Annotated in this window: 19 protein-coding genes; 10 read left to right on the top strand and 9 right to left on the bottom strand. The window is 64.4% G+C overall.

Features of this window, described 5'->3' with window-relative positions; all coding sequences use genetic code 11:
• Nucleotides 1–80: 80 nt before the first annotated feature.
• Nucleotides 81–848: an SDR family oxidoreductase gene (locus tag E2583_RS07805; RefSeq protein WP_291594637.1), complete on the bottom strand. Its 768-nt coding sequence runs from the start codon at nt 846–848 to the stop codon at nt 81–83.
• 109 nt (nt 849–957) lie between these two features.
• On the opposite strand from E2583_RS07805, the gene E2583_RS07800 reads away from it, so the two are divergent.
• Both E2583_RS07800 and E2583_RS07795 read left to right on the top strand, forming a co-directional pair.
• Nucleotides 958–1,884 carry a LysR family transcriptional regulator gene (locus E2583_RS07800; RefSeq protein WP_291594635.1) on the top strand — a complete coding sequence of 309 codons (927 nt, stop codon included), beginning with the start codon at nt 958–960 and terminating at the stop codon, nt 1,882–1,884.
• Nucleotides 1,885–2,268: 384 nt separating this feature from the next.
• Entirely contained in the window at nt 2,269–3,180 is a 912-nt protein-coding gene (locus tag E2583_RS07795) for a GNAT family N-acetyltransferase (protein WP_291594632.1), read from the top strand.
• Between the two features lie 162 nt (nt 3,181–3,342).
• Here E2583_RS07795 and E2583_RS07790 read toward each other — a convergent pair whose 3' ends face one another.
• Both E2583_RS07790 and E2583_RS07785 read right to left on the bottom strand, forming a co-directional pair.
• Nucleotides 3,343–3,720, bottom strand: a complete 378-nt coding sequence (locus E2583_RS07790; RefSeq protein ID WP_291594630.1) for a steroid Delta-isomerase — start codon at nt 3,718–3,720, stop codon at nt 3,343–3,345.
• Nucleotides 3,721–3,828: 108 nt separating this feature from the next.
• A complete protein-coding gene (locus E2583_RS07785; protein WP_291594629.1) occupies nt 3,829–4,602 on the bottom strand; it encodes a 3-alpha-hydroxysteroid 3-dehydrogenase in 774 nt (257 codons plus the stop codon).
• A gap of 154 nt (nt 4,603–4,756) precedes the next feature.
• Here E2583_RS07785 and E2583_RS07780 point away from each other — a divergent pair, with 154 nt between their 5' ends.
• From E2583_RS07780 to E2583_RS07765, 4 genes are all read left to right on the top strand, one after another.
• Nucleotides 4,757–6,772 (top strand): NADPH-dependent 2,4-dienoyl-CoA reductase, encoded by a 2,016-nt coding sequence (locus E2583_RS07780; RefSeq protein ID WP_291594627.1) that lies wholly within the window; start codon nt 4,757–4,759, stop codon nt 6,770–6,772.
• 15 nt (nt 6,773–6,787) lie between these two features.
• Nucleotides 6,788–8,914: an NAD(P)/FAD-dependent oxidoreductase gene (locus E2583_RS07775; RefSeq protein ID WP_291594625.1), complete on the top strand. Its 2,127-nt coding sequence runs from the start codon at nt 6,788–6,790 to the stop codon at nt 8,912–8,914.
• 232 nt (nt 8,915–9,146) lie between these two features.
• Nucleotides 9,147–9,530 (top strand): cytochrome c, encoded by a 384-nt coding sequence (locus E2583_RS07770; protein ID WP_291594623.1) that lies wholly within the window; start codon nt 9,147–9,149, stop codon nt 9,528–9,530.
• A gap of 109 nt (nt 9,531–9,639) precedes the next feature.
• Nucleotides 9,640–10,131 carry a hypothetical protein gene (locus E2583_RS07765; RefSeq protein WP_291594622.1) on the top strand — a complete coding sequence of 164 codons (492 nt, stop codon included), beginning with the start codon at nt 9,640–9,642 and terminating at the stop codon, nt 10,129–10,131.
• Between the two features lie 121 nt (nt 10,132–10,252).
• Here E2583_RS07765 and E2583_RS07760 read toward each other — a convergent pair whose 3' ends face one another.
• From E2583_RS07760 to E2583_RS07745, 4 genes are read right to left on the bottom strand one after another with little or no spacing between them, the layout of a single operon-like run.
• A complete protein-coding gene (locus tag E2583_RS07760) occupies nt 10,253–10,513 on the bottom strand; it encodes a hypothetical protein (RefSeq protein ID WP_291594621.1) in 261 nt (86 codons plus the stop codon).
• A gap of 18 nt (nt 10,514–10,531) precedes the next feature.
• Nucleotides 10,532–10,924, bottom strand: coding sequence for a nuclear transport factor 2 family protein (locus tag E2583_RS07755; protein ID WP_291594618.1), 393 nt, complete (start codon nt 10,922–10,924; stop codon nt 10,532–10,534).
• Nucleotides 10,925–10,941: 17 nt separating this feature from the next.
• On the bottom strand, nt 10,942–11,841 hold the full coding sequence (locus E2583_RS07750; protein ID WP_291594616.1) for an MBL fold metallo-hydrolase: 900 nt from the start codon (nt 11,839–11,841) through the stop codon (nt 10,942–10,944).
• A gap of 48 nt (nt 11,842–11,889) precedes the next feature.
• A complete protein-coding gene (locus E2583_RS07745) occupies nt 11,890–12,528 on the bottom strand; it encodes a DsbA family protein (protein ID WP_291594613.1) in 639 nt (212 codons plus the stop codon).
• Nucleotides 12,529–12,608: 80 nt separating this feature from the next.
• Here E2583_RS07745 and E2583_RS07740 point away from each other — a divergent pair, with 80 nt between their 5' ends.
• Entirely contained in the window at nt 12,609–13,544 is a 936-nt protein-coding gene (locus E2583_RS07740; protein ID WP_291594611.1) for a LysR family transcriptional regulator, read from the top strand.
• A gap of 262 nt (nt 13,545–13,806) precedes the next feature.
• On the opposite strand, the gene E2583_RS07735 is transcribed toward E2583_RS07740, so the two are convergent.
• Together E2583_RS07735 and E2583_RS07730 are read right to left on the bottom strand one after the other, a co-directional pair.
• Nucleotides 13,807–14,577, bottom strand: coding sequence for an SDR family NAD(P)-dependent oxidoreductase (locus tag E2583_RS07735; protein WP_291594609.1), 771 nt, complete (start codon nt 14,575–14,577; stop codon nt 13,807–13,809).
• A 163-nt stretch (nt 14,578–14,740) separates the two neighbouring features.
• Nucleotides 14,741–16,165 carry a coniferyl aldehyde dehydrogenase gene (locus E2583_RS07730; RefSeq protein WP_291594608.1) on the bottom strand — a complete coding sequence of 475 codons (1,425 nt, stop codon included), beginning with the start codon at nt 16,163–16,165 and terminating at the stop codon, nt 14,741–14,743.
• Between the two features lie 125 nt (nt 16,166–16,290).
• Between E2583_RS07730 and E2583_RS07725 the strand changes: the two genes are divergently transcribed.
• The 3 genes from E2583_RS07725 to E2583_RS07715 all read left to right on the top strand — a co-directional run bounded on the left by E2583_RS07725 (nt 16,291) and on the right by E2583_RS07715 (nt 19,754).
• Nucleotides 16,291–17,625 carry an MFS transporter gene (locus tag E2583_RS07725; RefSeq protein ID WP_291594606.1) on the top strand — a complete coding sequence of 445 codons (1,335 nt, stop codon included), beginning with the start codon at nt 16,291–16,293 and terminating at the stop codon, nt 17,623–17,625.
• A gap of 26 nt (nt 17,626–17,651) precedes the next feature.
• The gene (locus E2583_RS07720) at nt 17,652–18,497 is read left to right on the top strand and encodes an SDR family NAD(P)-dependent oxidoreductase (RefSeq protein ID WP_291594605.1); all 846 of its coding nucleotides are present in this window, start codon (nt 17,652–17,654) and stop codon (nt 18,495–18,497) included.
• A gap of 147 nt (nt 18,498–18,644) precedes the next feature.
• Nucleotides 18,645–19,754: a Rieske 2Fe-2S domain-containing protein gene (locus E2583_RS07715; RefSeq protein WP_291594603.1), complete on the top strand. Its 1,110-nt coding sequence runs from the start codon at nt 18,645–18,647 to the stop codon at nt 19,752–19,754.
• Nucleotides 19,755–19,852 lie beyond the last annotated feature (98 nt).

Below are 19,852 nucleotides of genomic sequence, written 5' to 3'. Positions count from 1 at the left end.
CCGGCGGTCAGGACTGGCCCGAGCCACTCGCCCGCAAGCTCCGGCCCCATGCCGGTTCTTGCCCGCGAAGGGGCGCACGCTCAAAGCATCATGCCACCGGAGACCTCGATACGCTGGCCGGTGACCCAGCTGTTGCCTTCGGCCAGCAGGGCGGCGACCGCCGCGCCGACATCGTCGGGGCGCCCCGCCCGGCCCATGGCGGTCAGTCCGCTGATATGGGCGTTGACCTGTGCATTGTCGCGCACCACGCCGCCACCGAAATCCGTCTCGATGGCGCCAGGCGCGATGGTGTTCACGGCGATGCCGCGTGCGCCCAGCTCCCTGGCCAGATAGCGCGTCATCACTTCGATGCCGCCCTTCATCACCGCATAGGCCGCATAGCCTGGCAAGGTGAAGCGCGCCAGCCCGGACGAGGTATTGATGATGCGCCCGCCGTCCTGGATCAGGGGCAGCAGTTTCTGCGTCAGAAAGAATGCGCCCTTGAGGTGAATATCGACGAGCAGGTCGAACTGCGCCTCCGTGGTCTCGGCAAACGGTGCCACCAGGCCGATGCCGGCATTGTTCACCAGATAGTCGAGCTGTTCGCGTTGCCAGGTGTCGGCCAGCACGCTCCTGACGCTGCCGGCAAACGCGGCAAAGCTCTTGCAGTCGCCCACATCCAGGCGCAGCGCCACGGCGCGGCTGCCCAGCGCCTCGATGCGGGAGACCAGCGCCTGGGCATCGCTCTCGCGGTCCTTGTAAGTGACGATCAGATGAACGCCGAGTTCGGCCAGCTTGAGGGCTTCGCTACGTCCCAGGCCCCGGCTTGCGCCGGTGATCAATGCGATGCGGGGTGCAGATGCTTGCATGTCGGTCTCATGGAGGATGTCAACACGCCAGGACTTTAGGAGTTCTCCATAAACGAATAAAGACCGACATAGATATCACACTGTTCTCTTTAAAAATACAATAAAGCTCATGGACTTCAATGCACTTCATGTGTTCACCCGTGTGGCCGAGCGCTCCAGCTTCACACTGGCCGCAGACCAGCTCGGGCTGACCAAGAGCCGTGTGTCGACCGTGGTCCAGCAGCTGGAAAAGCAGCTCGGAACGCGCCTGCTGCAACGGACCACGCGACATGTAAGGTTGACCGCCGACGGAGAGCAGTTCCTCGAACGCAGCAAGGAGCTGATGGCCGACATGGAGCAGCTGCAAGCCATGTTCCAGCCCGCCACCAGCGGACTGCGCGGCAGCCTGCGCATCGATATGCCCAACACCCTGGCCCGGGACCTCATCCTTCCGAAACTGCCTGAGTTCCTCTCGGCCCATCCTTTGCTGGAGGTGGGCATCAGCACCAGCGACCGCCGCGTGGATGTCGTTCAGGAGGGCTTTGACTGTGTGGTGCGCATCGGTCCGCTGGCAGATACCGACTTGATCGCCCGCACCATCGGCGCGCTGGAGATGTGCAATCTGGCCAGTCCCGCCTACCTGGAGCGCCACGGCACGCCCGCAACCCTGGCCGATCTGTCACGCCACCGGATCATTCACTATGCGAACCAGCTCGGCCGTCATGGCGCGGGATGGGAGTACCAGTGCGGCAGGGAGATCGCACTGCAGCCCATGCGCTGCGCCCTGGTGGTCAACGGCACGGATGCCTACCAGGCCGCCTGCCTTGCCGGCATCGGCCTGATTCAGGCCCCTGTACGGGGAGCACGCCATCTGCTCGATCAAGGCCTGCTGGTCGAGGTCATGCCCGACTTCAAGGCCGCGCCCATGCCGGTGTCCCTGCTCTACCCGCATCGCCGACAGATGGCGCCACGCGTGACCGCCTTCCTGAACTGGATCACCGAGCTATTACGGCCCCATCTGGCAGGCACGGACGGCGCGCGCTCGCGGGCGGTCTGAGCGACAAGCCAGGACGGCGGCGACCGGTGCTTCGCGGACCATCGAAGATGGAGGGAGCATCTGGTGCACGTCGATGCCGGATCCAGGCATTGAAACCGTGAGAATGCGAACGCATGGCGGGCAGGCAGCGTCTGAATACAGCGCATGGCAGGCGCCGGCAGATGCGGACCTGCATCTTCCGGAACCATGGCTTCTTCGGCTTCAGGGCAAGCGCGCCCCCCGCTTCGCAAGCAGGTCATAGACCAAGCAAAGCGATGCGAAATCGGCACCGTGCCGGCACCGCAGAATCCGCGTGCCTAGAATCGGCGCCTGTGTCGAAAGAACCGTCATGGCCTGCGCCGTGGCCATGAAGGGCTTTCATTCTTGCAACCCACGGTGTTGAAGATGAACAAGCCTTTCGTATCCCTGTGCCCGGAGATCACGCGGGACCATGCACTGAGCCTGGTGGACTGGCTCAACGACGAGGACGTCGTGCGCCACCTCAGCGATTCGCGCCATGTCTCGCGTCACATAGAGCAGCTCATCGACCGCATCCGGCTGCCGATACTCACCCACCTCTTCAACCAGGGCGGGCGCTTCTTCATGGTCTACGACCGCAAGGACCTGCCCGTGGGCTTTGTGCGCCTGATCAGGAATGGGCAGGACTGCGAGATCGTGCTGGTCATCGGCCAACGCGACCGCTGGGGGCGCAAGCTCGGCGTCAGTGCCTTGCATGAAGGGATGAAGCGAGCCTTTTTCGACCTGCGCGCCGAAAGACTGATTGCCAGAATCCATGCCGGCAACACGCGCTCGCTCAAGGCGTTCGCACACAACGGCTTTGTGCTGGAGCACGAGACGCCGGCACTGAAGTGCTACGCGATGACGGCACAGCGCTACCTCCAGCGTCTGCGCGCAGGGGCGTCGGGCGCGGCGGCCGGAATCTGCATCACGGCCGAGGATCAGGCACGCCTCAGAGACAGGCTTGCCCTGGAATGGGAGTCCCAAGCAGCCGATCTCGAACATGAGGTCGAGCGCGCCATGGTGGTCGATGCGCGGCAGATGCAGGGCGATGTGGTCACCATGAACTCCAGGGCCTTGCTGCGCCTCGACGAGCAGAGCGTCGAAGTGGCCCTGGTCTACCCCGAGGATGCCGATGACGATACCGCAAGCCTGTCGGTTTTCTCGGGCCTGGGCACCGCCATTCTGGGTTGCCGCGAAGGAGACCACATCGTCTGGCGGATTCTCGATCGCACCCGACATATCCGGATCGAGAAAGTGCTCTACCAGCCCGAGGCGGCCGGGCACTTCCATCTGTAAGCCGGCTCGGGCCAGGAGCACTCACCGCATTGCCTTGAACAGAAAAAGCAATAGCAGCCCGCGCATTATTTCAATGGATTTCAGATTCAAATATTCTTTCAATCCTTTTAAATCAAGCGAAGACAGATTCCATATCAGGTGCAGTCAAGCGCCTGACTCTCCTCAGACTGCGGCGTGAATATTCTTCTCTCCAAACAAGGCGCGCATGCTCACCACCTTGCCCGCGCCATTGAAGCGAAAGTGATCGATGGGCGCGATCACGGTCTTGCGGCCCTGGTGTTCGAAACTGACGGTGAATGCGAAGGCCGCTTCATCGGCGACCGCGCGCACCTCCTGTGTCAGCGCCACCACCAAAGGCAGCTTGAGCGAGTCGGCGTAGAACGCGCGAATCGCCGCAATGCCGCGCCGGGGCTCGGTGCCCACGGGGTCTTCCACCGTGGCATCGTCGGCAAACAGTGCGACGATGCCGTCCAGATCACCGGCGTTGAGCGCGGCCACATAGCGATGCACAACCGCAGTCATATGTTCAACAGTGTTCATTTCTGCTCCATCCTTTCAGAATGAGGTGTTCCCGAACAGGGCGGCCCCCGGACCCGTCGAGGCCGGGCTCCTGTCGTCCGTGCAGGGCCGCACGTCGGCTCAAGGGAATCAGAATCCCGCCGGACGCATCACTGCATCGATACCGCCATCGATCACGATCTGGGCGCCATGCACATAGCTGGCGGCTTCACTCATGAGAAAGGCGATGACGGATGCCATCTCGGCGGGGTCGGCGCGGCGGCCCAGCGGAGGCACGAACCTGGCAATGGATTCGCCGTAGCGCGGGTCCTGCAGCCCTGCCTGCAGCAAAGGAGTTTCGGTCGCACCGGGGGCAATCGTGTTCAGGCGTACGCCGGCCTGTCCCCATGCGGCGGCGCGCTTGCGCACGGCCACCGTGAGCGCATTCTTGCTGCCTGCATAGGCCAGGTTGCCGCCCTGCTCCCCTGCCTGTTCGACCATGGCGCGGGCCTTGTCTTCCTCGCCGGCTTCCAGTGCCGATGCCAGCGGATTCTTGTCGAATGCCAGATGGGCGGAAGCCACCGACGAGATGACGACGGCCGCAGGCTGCCGGCCTTGCCTGAGCAGCGGCAAAAAGGCATCCAGCAGTTCGGTCGCTCCGAAGTAATTGACCGAAACCACATTGCCGACCCTCTTGGTCTGCGGCCCCAGGCCAGCACACAGCACCAGGCCGTCCATGCTCTTGCCGCATCGTGCCTGCACATCGGCAACCGCCTGTCTGCGGCCTTCGCACGTCGAGAGGTCTGCGATCACTTCTGCATCGCGGACATCGATGCCGACGATCTGGTGGCCTGCCGCTTCCAGGGCCTTGCGCGTGGCCGCGCCGATGCCGGTGGCGCAGCCGCTCATCACGATGATGGACATGTCTTGTTTCCTTGGATCTGGGTTGGGATGGCGCACATCAAAGCCCATCTCGAAAGGTCAGACTACATGCAAACGGACGATGTGATTCCCCTAGGGAGAACTTACCGTGGCATTTCCTACACTGACGCGAAATCTGCGCGTGAGGAAACCCGCCATGTACCCCCATCTCTTCCAACCCATCACCATCGGCCACATCACCCTGAAGAACCGGATTCTGATGGGCTCCATGCATACTGGGCTGGAGGATCAGGCACAGGGTTTCGAAAAGCTGGCGGTCTTCTACACCGAACGCGCTCGGGAGGGCCTGCAGCTGATTGTCACCGGCGGCTTCGGCGTCAACGAGTACGCGCTGGGCATGCCCGAGCATGCCGAGTTCTCGACGCTGTGCACGCCCGAGCAGGCGGCCCGGCATCGCCTCATCACCGACGCCGTGCATGCCGAAGGCTGCCACATTCTCATGCAGGTGCTGCATGTGGGTCGCTACGACCATGGCAGCGGCGGCGTCTCCCCCAGCAGCGTGCTCTCCAAGCTCAGCAACCGCAGCTCACGCGAACTCAGCGCCGCCCAGATCGAGCAGATCATTGCCGACTACGTGCGCTGCGCCTGCCTGGCCCGTGAAGCCGGCTACGACGGCGTGGAGGTCATGGGCGGAGAAGGCTATCTGATCAACCAGTTCCTGGCGCCGCTGACCAACTTCCGCACCGACGAATGGGGTGGCGACGCCGCCGGCCGCAGCCGCTTTGCACTGCGCATCGTGCAGGGCATACGCGCGGCACTGCCCGAGAACTTCGTCATCAGCTACCGCCTGTCCCTGATGGACCTGGTCGAGCATGGCAGCCACTGGAAGGAAGTGCTGGAACTGGCCCGCCAGCTGGAAGCCGCCGGTGTGAATTTGTTCAACACCAGCGTGGGCTGGCATGAGGCGCGCATTCCCACCATTGCCATGATGGTGCCGCGTGCGGCCTTCAGCTGGGCTGCCGAGCAGCTCAAGCAGGCGGTCGGCGTTCCCGTGGCGGCCAGCAACCGCATCAATACCCCTGAAGTGGCCGACGACCTGATTGCCCTGGGACATGCCGACATGGTGGCCATGGCCCGCCCCTTTCTGGCCGACCCGGCCTTCGTGCGCAAGGCGCAGGCCGGCCAGGACAGCGCCATCAACACCTGCATTGCCTGCAACCAGTCCTGCCTGGATCGCATCTTCACGCGCCAGCCCGTGAGCTGTCTGGTCAACCCCAGAGCCTGCCGGGAATGGGAATGGCCACAGGAAAAGGCGGCAATACCGCGCAAGATCGCCGTGCTCGGTGCGGGCCCGGCGGGACTGGCCTGCGCACGCGAGGCAGCCGACCGGGGCCACAGGGTGACGCTGTTCGAGCCAGGCATCCGCATTGGCGGCCAGTTCTTGCTGGCGCAGAAAGTGCCCGGCAAGCAGGAACTGGGCGAGACGCTGCGCTATTTCGAGCATGAAATCCAGCGTCTGAGCATCGAGCTGCGGCTCAACACAACACCGGACGTTGGCACCTTGAGCGGCTTTGATCATGTGGTCGTGGCCACGGGAGTGGCACCGCGGCGCAGCGGCATCGAGGGCGAGAACAGCGCCAAGGTGGTGGACTATGTCGAGGCATTGCGCAGCCCCCGCTTTGTCGGCGAGCGCGTGGCCATCGTGGGCGCAGGGCCGCTGGGCTTTGACATGGCCGAGCTGCTGGCCCACCACAAGGCCGACGACGGCAGCGTGGCGGCCTTTGGCCGCGAATGGGGTATCGATCCGGGGCGCGAGCAGCGCGGCGGTATCAAGGCCGGCGAGAGGGCCGATTCGCCACGCCAGATCTGGCTGCTTCAGCGCAGCAAGGCGGCCATGGGCAGCAGCTTGCCCACCACCACGGGCTGGATTCGCCGCGCCCGGCTCAGGAACAAGAGCGCACGCATGTTCAACGACGTGGAGTACATCCATATCGACGACAACGGCCTGCACCTGCGCATACGTGGCGAGCAGCGCTGCCTGAGCGTGGACCACATCGTGGTCTGCGCAGGTCAGGAGCCTCACGACCCCTGGTCGCCCAGGCTTGAGGCCCACGACATTGCGCATACCGTGATTGGCGGTGCACGCGATGCGCACAAGATTGATGCAGCGAGAGCCATCGAAGAAGGTGCCGAACTCGGCCGCAAACTATAGGAGACAGCGAGAAAAATGAACAACCCCCACGCACCCCTGCTGCAGACAGGGCGTATCGGCTCCCTGGAGCTGAAGAACCGCATCGTCATGGCCCCCATGGGCGAGAACTTCGGCGGCGACGACGGCATCTGCGGCGAACGCACCCAGGCCTACTACGAAGCCAGGGCCCAGGGCGGCACCGGTCTCATCATCATGGGAACGACAGCTATTTCCTGGCCTTCAGGCACCAGCGAGCCGCACCAGCTGGGTATCTCCAACGACCGCTTCATACCGGGCCTGGCCGAAGTCACGCGCCGCGTCCATGCCCATGGCGGCAAGATCGCGGTGCAGATCAATCACAGTGGCAAGGTCGCCGCCCACGACCGCGCCTGTGGCCGCGAAATGTGGGTATCCTCCCTGCCGCCCGACGGCCCGGTTCACGACGGCATGCGCACCATCACGCCCAAGGAGTTCTCGACCTTTGTCGGCGTCGGCCCCTACCCGGAGCGCTACCGCATCATGGACAAGGCCGATATCGCGCAGATGGTGGAGTGGTTTGCCGCTGCGGCCCTGCGCGCCAAGCAGGCCAACTTCGACGCGGTGGAAGTGCATTGCGCGCACAACTACATGGTCGCCAATTTTCTCTCGCCCTTCTTCAACAGCCGCACCGACGAGTACGGCGGCAGCTACGAGAACCGCAGCCGCCTGCTGCGCGAGGTGCTGACCGCGGTGCGCGAGCGCGTGGGCCCCGACTATCCGGTCTGGGTACGTCTGGACGCGGAAGAAATGCACACGCCCGGCGGCATCACCATGGACGAGGCACTCAAGACCGCCAGGCTCTGCGAGGAACTGGGCATGGACGCGATCAGCGTCTCTGCCTATGCCCGCATGCCCACCGGCTCGGCGTTCACCGACGCCCCGATTCCGCAGAAGGAGAACGCCTACCGCGAATTTGCGCGGCAGTTCAAGCAGGCCGTGAGCCTTCCCATCATCTCGGCCGGGCGCTGGGAGCTTGACGATGCCGCCGATGCGGTGACCAGGGGGGAGATCGACTTCGTGGCCATGGGCCGCAAGCTGCTGGCCGAGCCCGACATGGCCAGCAAGCTGCAGGCCAATGCCGCCAAGGACGTGCGTCCCTGCATCTACTGCTATGCCTGCGTGAGCGAGATCTTCGTCAACCGCGGCATCAAGTGCGCCGTCAATGCGCAGACCGGCCATGAAGCCGTCAGGACCATCCGCTTTGCCGAAAAGCCCAAGCATGTGCTGATCGTCGGCGGCGGCCCCTCGGGCATGGAAGCCGCCCGCGTCGCCGCCCTGCGCGGCCACCGCGTGACGCTGGCAGAGCGCAGCGACCGCCTGGGCGGCACCCTGTTCTTTGCCGCCCTGGCCTACCCTGAAAACGGTCGCCTGCTCGACTATCTGGTCAAACAGATGGATCACCCACAAATTCAGGTTCGCCTGAACACCACCGTCGATGCAAAGCTGCTGGCCGAGCTAAAACCCGACGAAATCCTGGTGGGCACCGGCGCCAGGCGTGCCGCCCCCGCCATCGATGGTGCCCAGCAAAGCCATGTCTGGAGCGGCGACGAGCTGCGCCGCCTGATGACGGGCGACCGCGCCGACGAGATTGCCAAGGCCAAGCTGAACCTGGCCGAGCGCGCACTGTTCAAGGCCGGCGGCATGCTCAAGGTGACGGACAGCACGGCAGCGATCCAGAATCTGTCCAAGCTGTGGATGCCCCTGGGCAAGCGCGTGGTCATCATCGGCGCAGGTCTGGTTGGTCTGGAACTGGCCGAGTTCCTGCTCGATCGCGGCCGCGAAGTCACCGTGCTGGACCCCGGCACCCACCCCGGCACCGAGCTGGCCATCGTGCGCCGCTGGCGCGTGTACGACGCCGTGAAGAACCATGGCAAGCTGCTGATGCAGTCCAGCGTCAAGCGCATAGACCGCAAGGACGTCGTCTGGACGGACAAGAAAGGCGAGGAATACCGCACGCCCGCCGACTCCGTGGTGCTGGCCATTGGCGCCGAAGCCGATTCCAGCGTCGCCGAGCAGTTGCAAGCCCTTACCCGGACTCCCGTGCGCCGGATCGGGGACTGCCAGGACCTGGGCTATATCGAGGGCGCCATGCATTCGGGCCATCAGGCCGGGCGCGAAGTCTGAAGCCACTGACCGAAGAGCCGAGACCGCCTGCAAGCATGAGCCCGCAGGCGGTTGTTCGTAAACACTACGGCAGGCAGTGTCGGCCTTTTGCCGCTGGTCGCCAGTTGGTCTTCTCCGAGCAACAGCAAGCAGGAGACAGTCACCGGGCTGCGTCCAGCCGCAAGCCACCGATCCAGGCCAGCAGCCCTATACTTTTGCGGGTCCGTCACCTCACGTTCCAAGAATCGACCCAATGCACGCAAGGAAATGCTTCATCGCTTTGCTGGGGGCTCTGGCACTCACCCAGACAGCACCGGCTTCTGCACAGAACCTCAATGGAAAACATCTCTTCACCCAGAGATGTGCCATCTGCCACGGTGCGGATATCAAGGGAACCGGCCCCTTGGCCAGGAAAAGCAATCCTCCGACGCCGGATCTGACGACTGCGGCCTTCAGGAAACGGCTCGAAGAGTATCCCGGCGTCATTGTCTCCTCGGTCATACTCCGGCCGAACGGGGATCTGATCCCCAGAACGCTGCGGGAGAACGGGGTCAAGCTCGCCCCGCATCCCTGGACGGTGCAGGATTTTCGCGACCTGAACCAATACATGAGCGACGTGATTTCAAAAAGCCGATGACTGCGCCCGCCGCTGCCCGGACATGCTGACCTGTATAGACCCAGTCCCGCAAACTGTATAAAGAAACAGTAGACTCTGGACTCGATAGCTCCCCGACCAAGGTCCAGACATGTCAGCAGAACTCGAACAAGAAGACCTCTCCATCTTCGATGACCGCCTTTGGCATCACAAGGGCTGGGAAGCCCGCGTCATCAAGAACGAAGATGACGATGGCTGGGCCGTGGCCATGACCCGGGACGGCCAGGCCGAACCCGCGCTGGTCGGCCCGTGGACCATGGGGCGCGACAAGAAGAACCCCAAGCCTCTCGATGCATCGGCCTTCAACACGCTGGTGAAGACCGCCACCGAAGTCATACGCCGGCATGAGCAGCATCAGGCAGCGCTGTTGCACAAAGCCATACAGATCGACGTTCGCGGATCGCGCGTGACGGTGGCGCTCGATATCGAGCCCGATGAGGACAACCCCACGGCGACTCTCACGGCCACCGCGGCCGACGGCAGCGAGCTGGCCAAGGTACGAGTCCGGCCCGACCATGTCCTCAACCGCGCCTCCGCGCAGCGCTGGGCAGACGCTGGCTACCCGCGTTACAGCGAGGACTGAGCCTGAGAGCCGGGGAAACTGGCCCGGCGCCGCTCTGCGCGGACCTGAAGAGCCTGTTCACCGAGGGCGGTCAGCACCAGCCAGCCCCCGCCGAATACCGGACAGCGAGCCGGCCTGCAACTCACGCACCGGGCCGAGAGCGCAGCGCGGCCTCGAACCGGTCCAGCTCCTGCTGCAGCGTGCCGCGCTGCCTGAAACGCTGGCCGGCGCGCTCGTACCAGTTCTCTGCGTCCTCGAGATCGCCCTCCTGCAGATGCAGCAGCCCATGCAGCCAGGCTGCGAGCAGGCCTTCATGCTGCTGCACGGCATCGTGCGCGGCATTCCATTGCCCGGCCCGCATCTGCAGCACGATGGCTTCCAACTGTGCGTTGATATCGCTCATGACAGGGCGCGCTTGTGCTCAGGCCTGCAGCGCCTGCTGCACGAGATGGCTGTCCACATACTGTTCCATGCTCGTGATCCTGCCCTCGTTGAGCCGGTACAGATGGGCGAAGCCAGCCGTCATCGCCTTGCCCGTCTTGCGATAGGTGCCCGAGTAGACGCCGAAGGCTGCCACGCGGTCGCCATCGGCCAGGTAGGTGTGGACCTTGGCGCTGTAGCCGTCCCACTCCGTTGCCAGCCGCTGGAACACGCCCGCGACGATTTGCTGCGGGCCGACGTAGGTTCCGGCATAGGGAAAGCCGGCGGCCTCTGTCCACCGCGCGTCGGGCGCCAGTGCGGCCAGCAGATTCCTGGCGTTCTCGTCGGGCAGACCTTCGTAGGTCGAGCGGATGATGTCCAGATGGGTGGTCATGGTGTGCCTCCCGGGCTTCAGCCCCATTGCATCTCACCCTTGGCCACCTTGGCGCCGATCTGCAGCGCAGCGGCCAGGCCGGCGTCAGGATAGCGCCTGTTCATGGCGGCGATCAAGGCATCGCCATTGGCGGCCCTGGCCAGTTCCTGCTCGAAGGCCAGCAGGTATTCGCGGGTGTAGTTCACGGCCGAAACGTCCAGCGCGCCATGGGCGCCCAGGTGGCCCGGCACGACCACGGCCGGCTTGCGTGCGGCGATGGCCTCCAGATTCCTGACCCAGGCGGCGCGAGAGGCTGGCGTCGGTGTATCGGCCGTCCACACATGCAGGCCCGAGAACACCAGCACGCCGCCGAAGACGGCATTCAGCGAGGGAACCCACAGGTAGCGGCGGTTCTCCAGTCCCTGCGCCTTGACGATGTCGATGCGGTGGCCTTCCAGCGTCAGCGCAGGGCCGTCATAGGCTTCGGGAAAGACGATATCGGCGAGCTTCTGCGGACCGTTCTCCTTGAGCTGGGGCGCCCAGGTATCAATCTTCTTTTGCACATTGGCGCGGATGGCGGCAATGGTGTCGGAGGCTGCGATCACCCTGGCAGCGGGAAAGGCGGCCTTGATCGGTCCCAGGCTGAAGTAATAGTCCGGGTCGCTCTGGCTGATATAGATGGTGCTGAGCTGCTTGCCCGAAGCCTTGATGGCTTGGGCCACGGCGCGACCATCGGGCAGGGAAAAGCCGCCGTCGATAAGAACGGCCTCCTGGTCGCCCGAAAGCAGCACGGGCGCACGGAAAAAGCCTTTGTCGTCTGCAGGGAAGTGCTGCCATTGCAGCCTGGATTGGCCGGTCACGGCAGCGGCGCAACCTGCCAGGCCTGTGGCGATTCCGGCGACGGCGACGGTTTGAACAAAGTCTCGGCGATTCAGCATGATGGTTCTCCGGTGAATTTCGGGATGGCGGGTTGAAAGGCGAAAGCCTCAGGCCTTGGCGATTTGCTCGGCAAAGGCCTGCGGATTGGCGTAAGCGGCACTGGAATTCAGTAACTGACGCTGGCCATGGGTTTCCAGGATGAAGCACGGAACGCCACGCGCGCCGAACTGGCCCAGCAAGGCCTGCGCAGCGGCGATGCGGGCGCGATTGGCTGCCAGCAGCTCTCCATCAGACCGCAACAGACATGCAGCCGCCTGCTGCAGCCCCTGGGCTTGCAGCACGGCCGCCAGCGGCTCCAACCGGGTGATGTCCTCGCCGTTGACATAGCGCGCATGCTGGATGGCTTCAAGGGCCTCTGACTCCCGCTCGGGAGCGGTCAGGCTGACGGCGCTCAGCGCCAGGGTGGCGGGGCCGCTGTCGAACCGCTGCTGGCGGTCCGACAGCACCTGGCTGCGGTAGATCTCGCTGAAGCGCTGGCCCGTCAGGCGCTCAATACGCTGGTCGTTGCTCCAGGCATAGGCCGCAAAGTCGTCGTCCATGGGACGTGCACCCGCGCCGGCGAAGAGACCGCTGGGCAGCAGGCGCAGTTCGACCTCGGTCGCCTTGCCCAGAGCCGCCACTGCTGCGGCGGCACCATAGCACCAGCCGCACAGAGGGTCGAATACGTAATGCAGGGTCTTGGTCACAAAAGGGCTCCATGGCTTGAATACCGTGATCGTAGAAACAATGCATTGACAGAAAAACCCCGATCGAATAGATAAACCGTATGTCAATGACAAACAATCCCGAAGAATCCATCGCCGGCAGGCTTGCCAATCTCAAGCGCCTGGCCTACTTCGCGGCCGTGGTGGAGACCGGCAGCTTCACGGCCGCCGCAGACCGGTTGGGAATCACCAAGGCTGTGGTCAGCCAGCAGGTCGCCAGACTCGAGCGTGAGTTCCGCACCACGCTGCTGACCCGCACCACCCGCAAGGTCGTACCCACCGACGCGGGGAGGCTCTTCTATCAGCGCTGCGCGTCCATCCTCAAGGAGGCAGGCGATGCTTTCGACGAACTGGGGGAAGTGGCGGCCGAGCCTTCGGGCATCCTGCGCCTGACGGCTCCGCTGGACTATGGCATCACGGCGGTGGTGCCTGCCATCACCGAGTTCACCCGGCGCTACCCCCAATGCAAGGTGGATGCCGTGTTCAGCGACCAGTCGCTCGACCTGATGTCGGGGCAGGTGGAGCTGGCAATCCGCGTGGGCTGGCTTTCGGACCTCAACGTGCAGGCCCGTCAGATCGGGAGCTTCCGGCAACTGCTGGTCGCTGCGCCCTCGATGCGCCGGCAAGTGGGGCAGCTCAAGCAGCCGCAGCATATCGGCGAGCTGCCTTTCGTGGCGAACACGGCCTTGCGTGCCCCCTGCAGCTGGCACTTCTCGCGCGGCGAGCTGGAGCAGCAGAGCGTGACCGTGCATCCGGTCATCTCGCTGGATGCGACGCTGGGCGTACGCGAGGCCGTGCGCCAGGGCGCGGGCCTGTCGGTACTGCCCGACTTCGCGGTGGCCGATGATTTGAAGAACGGCACGCTGATACAGGTACTGCCCAGATGGTCGCTGCCCTCCGGAGGCATTCATGCCGTGTTCCCGACGGCACGCTTTCGGCCTGCAAAGGTGAAAGCCTTTGTGGACCTGATGCAGGAGCACATCCGGCCCAAGGCATGACCGAGGCCGGCCATCAGGTGCCAGACAAGCGGCTCAGCCGAAGACATGCTGAAGCCACACCAGAGCGCCATCGCACAACGGCCGCGTCATCGCGGGGCTGCAGCTTGCAGACGTTGCCATTGCGCTTGACCAGGACCGCAAAGGCTCGATTCAAGCCATGGCCTGGCTCAAGCGGCATCATCAAGAGTGCATGGAAAAAGGGAGCCCAAGCTCCCTTTTTCCATGCTAAGCGCTCGGTCCCGCCTGAGCGGTGCCTTCAGAGTCAGAAGTTGGGCGCTTCCACGCCGCCGTCCACTCCCAGCACCTTGCCGGTCACCCAGCTGGATGCGGGGCTGGCCAGAAACAGCGCGGCGTTGGCAATGTCTTCGGGCTGGCCCATGCGTGCCATGGGCGTGGTTTTTTCCATGCGTTCCTTGCGCTCGGGCGTGAGAAACGGTGCCAGCGCATCGGTCATGATGGTGCCGGGCTCGATGGCGTTGATACGCACCCTGGGACCGAAGTCCTGCGCCAGGCAACGTGTGAGCTGGTTGAGCGCGGCCTTGGACGCCGCATAAGCGCTGAAGTACTTTTGCGAGTAGCGCGCCGCCGTGGACGAGATATTGACCACCGCGCCGCCGCCTGCGGCCTCCATGGCGGCGGCCACCTTCTGGATCAGCGTATAGGCAGGCACCACATTGAAGGCCAGCATGTCGCCCACGGCCTTGCCCGTGACCTTGCGTGGGTCGTTGGGGCCGCCGCCACCCACATTGTTGATGAGCACATTGATATTGCCCAGCTCGGCCACGGTGCGGTCGATCAGGGCCTGCAGGTCCTCTTCCCGGTTCACATCGCCAGGCACGATGATGGCGCGGCGCCCCAGCACTTCGATCTCGGCCTTGACGGCCTGCAGATCCGCCTCGGTTCGCGCAAACAGCGCCACATCGGCGCCCGCCCTGGCCAGCGTGATAGCACAAGCACGGCCAATTCCCTTGCCCGCACCGGTCACTACAGCGACCTGCCCCTCCAGTGAAAACTGGCGAAAAATCTCGTTCATGTCTCGTCCTCTGATTGCGTTCTGATCCGCCCATGCTCTGCACGAAACGCATTCGCGACATCCGCCAAACGGACCATGGGGCGAGCCCCATGCCAGGGCGGGGCCGCCTCAGGCAAGCCCACAGACCTGGACAGCGGGCTCGGGGAGCGGCGGTGGCGCCGTCCTAGGGGGTCACGGCGGCTTCCAGCATTTGCGCAAACTGGTCGGTGTAGGGCGGCAGCATGCCCCACTCTCGACGCGGGTCGTGGCTGCCGGCCTTGTAGACCGAGCGCGCATGACTGAACTCGAGAAAGCCCTCTCGGCCATGGTAGTGGCCCATGCCCGAAGCTCCCACACCGCCGAACGGGGCGTCTTCCAGCGCCGGATGCATGACCACGTCGTTGATGGAGACACCGCCGGACAGCGTGTTGTCCAGCACCCAGCCCTGCTCCGTCTCGTCGCTGCCGAAGTAGTACAGCGCCAGCGGGCGCTCGCCGGCATTGATCGCCGCCACCGCATCGCGGATGTTGTGGAAACTGCGCAGCACCAGGGCCGGGCCGAAGATTTCATGCCGGGAGATCTCGGCGTCGGCAGGCGGGTTGATGACCAGCGCCAGCGGCAGGCGACGGTCCGACCCGGCTTGCGCGGCACCGACTTCCAGCACGCTCAGGCCCCGCGCCTTGGCATCGTCCACATAGGCTTTCACACGGGCATGGTGACGCTCGTTGATCACGGGCGTCATGTCGGCGTTGTCGGTCACCGTGGGATACAGCGACTGATATTGCGCGGCGATTCCTTCGGCCAGCACCTGCAGCCGCGACTCATGGACCCAGACCTCGTCCGGCGACACGCACAGCTGGCCGGAGTTCAGCGACTTGCCCACGGCAATGCGTTCGGCCGCATGGGCGATATCGGCCGTGTCGCTGACCAGCACCGGAGACTTGCCGCCCAGCTCCAGCGTCACGGGCACCAGGTTCCTCGCGGCGGCCGCCATGACGAGCTTGCCCACGCTGGTGGAGCCCGTGAAGACCAGGTGGTTCCAGGGCTGCTCGGCAAATGCTGCCGCCACCTCGGGGCCGCCCTGCACCACGGCCAGCACCTGGGGATCAAAGCGTTTGGCCACGGCCTCGGCCAGCACCTGGGCCGTGCGCGGTGCGATTTCGGAAGGTTTGAGCACGGCCCGGTTGCCCGCCGCGAATGCGCAGGCCAGCGGCGACAGCAAGGTGAACAGCGGCGCATTCCAGGTGCCGATGATGCCGATCACGCCCTTGGGCTGGTACTTGACCCAGGCCGTGGCACCAAACATGTCGAAGGGTTTGACGCTGGGACGCACCGAGTCGCCCAGCCAGTCCTTGAGATGGTCGCGCGCATGCTTGAGCGAGGCCAGCGAGCCCAGGATGTCGTTGGCCAGCGAAAATACGGCAGGGCGGCCGCCGAAGTCTTCACCCATGGCCTGGCACAGGGCATTCCTGTGCTCCACCAGCATGTCGATGAGCTGCTGCAGGCGCTGCATGCGCACTTCGGCGCTGACTGCACCTTCTTCGATGAAAGCCTGCTTTTGCATGTCCAGCAGCTGGCGGATGCCGATGGACGAATTCGTCTGGGTCATTTTGTCTCCTGAATATTTCTCTTGAAAGCCATGAACGGGAAGGCACATGCTCGGACCTGAAGATTTCCCGGTCGTCGTCCAAAAAGACGATGGCATAACCCTGAGCCCCTCGCACGATGCTGCGCATGCACACCCCTCAAAACCCGCCTCCCGCCGTCAGCTGGCGCACTCATCTCAGCCTCGCCTTGCTGGCGCTGGTCTATATTTTCTCCTTCATTGACCGGCAGGTTCTGTCTATTTTGCTGGAACCCGTCAAGCAGGAATTCGGTGCCTCCGACACCGAGATGGGTCTGCTCACGGGGCTGGCCTTCGGTCTGATCTATGCCATGCTGGGTGTGCCGGTGGGTCGTCTGGCCGACACCCGCAACCGCCGCAACATCGTGGCCCTGTGCTGCGGCATCTGGAGCCTGGCCACCGCAGCCTGCGGCGTGGCCACCCAGTACTGGCACATGCTGCTGGCCCGCATGAGCGTGGCCGTGGGAGAGGCGGGCGGCATGGCGCCATCGGTGTCCATCGTCTCCGACCTCTACCCCCCCAAGATGCGCTCGTTCGCCATCAGCCTGTTCATGATGGGCCCCAACCTGGGCACGCTGCTGGGCCTGGTCATCGGCGGCATGGTGGCCCAGCACCACGGTTGGCGCTCCGTGTTTCTGGCCTTCGGCATTCCGGGCGTGATTCTGGCCCTGCTGGTGTATTTCTTTGTCAGGGAACCCGCACGTGGCGCCTATGAAACCGCCCGAGTCGCCGCGCAAGGCAGTGCGCCGCGCGAATCCATGTTCCGCCAGCTCAGGCGTCTGCTGGGTATGGCGCCGCTGCGCAATATCTGCATCGCCTGTGGCGTGGCCGGCATTGCGGGCTATGGCTACGGCGTCTGGGCACCGAGCTTTTTCATGCGCATTCACGGTATGAGCATTTCTCACGCCGGTCTGGTGTTCGGTCTGGCCAGCGGACTGGGGGCCGTGTTCGGCGCCATGTTCTGTGGCTGGCTCAGCGACCGGCTGACCCAGCGCGATGCTCGCTGGCAGCTGCGTCTGGCCGCCATGGGCACGCTCTGCGCCGTGCCGGCCGGCGTGGCCGTTTTCTTCTGGCCCGTTTCCGATTTCTGGACAGTTGCCGGCATCAAGGTTCCCTACGCCATGGCCTTTGCGCTGTTGTTCGGATTTTTCGCAAGCTGGTTCGCCACGCTCTCCTACAGCGCCGTCAGCCAGATGGTCACGGCCGCCGAGCGCAGCGTGGCCTCGGCCCTGCTCAATCTGTTCATGACCTTGCTGGGTGTGGGCCTGGGCCCGCTGGTCACCGGCATCCTGTCGGACTACTTTGCCCAAACCCATGGCTCCGAAGGCCTGCGCTGGGCGCTGATGGGCGTGACCTCGCTGCTGCTCATCACCTCGATCTTCTTCGCCCTGGCCATTCGCCCCTACCGTCAGCGCCTGCAGCAGCTGCAGACGGCTGCCGCCTGACCCCCCCAAAAAAACCGGAGACTCTCATGAGCCAGCCCGTCGTTCTCATCACCGGTGCCAGCCGTGGCATCGGCGCGGCAACCGCCATCTTCTTTGCCCTGCGGGGCTGGCGCGTGGCCATCACCGCGCGCACGCTGACCGAAGGCGCGCAGCTGGACAACCAGCTGCGTCTGCCCAACGGCCAGTTGCTGTCCGGCAGTCTGGAGTCCACCGCCCGGGCCATCGAGGCCGCAGGCGGCGAGGTGTTTGCCCATGTCATGGACCTGATGGATCTGACCAGCCTGGACAAGGCCGCCGACGCCGTGCTGCAGCGCTTTGGCCGTGTCGACCTGCTGATCAACAACGCCGTCTACCAGAACCGCGAGATCAACCACCTGATCCCCGAAATCACGGCAGGGTCGCTGCAGCGCTGCCTGCTGGGCAATGTCATCGCTCCGTTCCATCTGGCCCAGCGCCTGCTTCCCTCCATGGCGGCACAGGGCGGAGGTCGCATCATCAATGTGTGCTCGGCGGCCGGTCAGTACAACCCTCCCGTGCCTGCCGACCAAGGCGGCTGGGGCTTTGCCTACGGGGCTTCCAAGGCCGCCATTGCGCGCCTGGCCGGCTGCATCAACACCGAGTACAAGCAGCAGAATGTGCGCGCCTTCAGCGTCAACCCCGGTGTGGTGACGACGGAGGCCGTCAAGGCCACGCTGGGCGACGACGGCGTGCTGGCCCAGCGCTATGGCGCGGCCACGCCTGAACAGATCGCGGCCGCCCTGTTCTGGCTGGGCTCCGAGCCCGAGGCCCTGTCGCTGGCCAAGTCCCACACCATGCTGGACCTGCAGCCTCTGTACCAGGAGCGTGTGGCAGCGGCCGCGACCACCTCCTGAGCACGCACTCACACTCGGACTGGTGCAAACCCTGGGCAGTTTGCGCCAGCTCAAAAGCGCTCCGGCACTCGTCCAAACAGAGTATGCGCGGCGGCGCCGCCTGCCAGAAGATGCATCCGTCCAAAACTAAATACGGAGACCTCTGCAATGGCAACCACGAAGGACTACCGCCTCGGTGAATTTACCTACCCGCGTGGCTGGTTCATGATTTCCGAGGCCAGTGCGCTCGACACCCACAAGCCCGTGGCCGTGCGCTTCTTCGGCCAGGATTTCGCGCTGTACCGCGGCCGCGAAAGCGGCAAGGTCGTGCTGCTGGACGCTTACTGTCCCCATATGAAGACCCATCTGGCGGCGCCCAACGCCACCAGCTATGTGGTCATCGACGGCGGCGGCAGCAATGTGGAAGGCGACGGCATCCGCTGCCCCTACCACGGCTGGCGCTTCGGCGCGGACGGCAAGTGCAACCACATCCCCTACCACGACGGCGCCATTCCGGCTGCGGCCGCGGTCAAGAGCTGGAAGGTGGTCGAGCAGTACGGCGCCATCTGGGTCTGGTTCGATCCCGAAGGCGGCGAGCCCGACTACGATCTGCCCACTTTTGGCGACTGGCATGACGAGACCTATGTCAACGGTCAATGGGACTACCTGGGCGAGTTGAACCAGCATCCCATGGAGGTCGTGGACAACATTGCCGACTATGGTCATCTGAGCCCCATCCACGGCTCCACCGTGGCGCGCTTCGAGAACGAGTTCAAGGGCCACAATGCCATCCAGCGCCAGTGCGGCGGTCACCGCACCCTGGTGGGCGAAGGCGGTGCCAGCGCCGATCTGCACACCGACACCTGGTACCACGGCCCAGCCATCCTGGTCTCCAAGGTCAGCGGCATGTTCAACTCCTTCATGATGATCATGCATACCCCCATCGAGGACGGCAGGATCAAGGTCTGGCACAACCTGCTGGTCAAGACCGCGCATGGCGGCCTGCCCACCAAGGCGGACGAAATCGCGGCCAAACAGTACCAGGAGGCCAGCCGTCTGGCCTTTGCCCAGGACTTCGAAGTCTGGTCGCAGAAGGCCCCCTGCCTGAATCCGCTGTTCATCCCCAGCGACGGAGCCTTCCTCAAGGCCCGCATCTGGTACAAGCAGTTCTACAACCCGCGCGCCAAGGCAGCTGAATACCTGGACCAGTGCGAGGGCCGCTACATTCCCCGCGGCATGGTGGCCTATACGCAGGAGCCCGAGGAAGCGACGGCCTGACCCTGGCACTCTCCAAGGCCAAAGGCCCATGCGCTTGCATGGGCCTTTTTTGCTGGAGGGAGACCTCCCATCAAAAAGATAGCTGCCAACGCTTTACC

The organism is Comamonas sp., assembly GCF_009360615.1.
GTDB lineage: Bacteria > Pseudomonadota > Gammaproteobacteria > Burkholderiales > Burkholderiaceae_C > Comamonas.
Note: the sequence above shows the minus strand (reverse complement) of the source record. Positions and strands in the feature narration are given on the sequence as shown.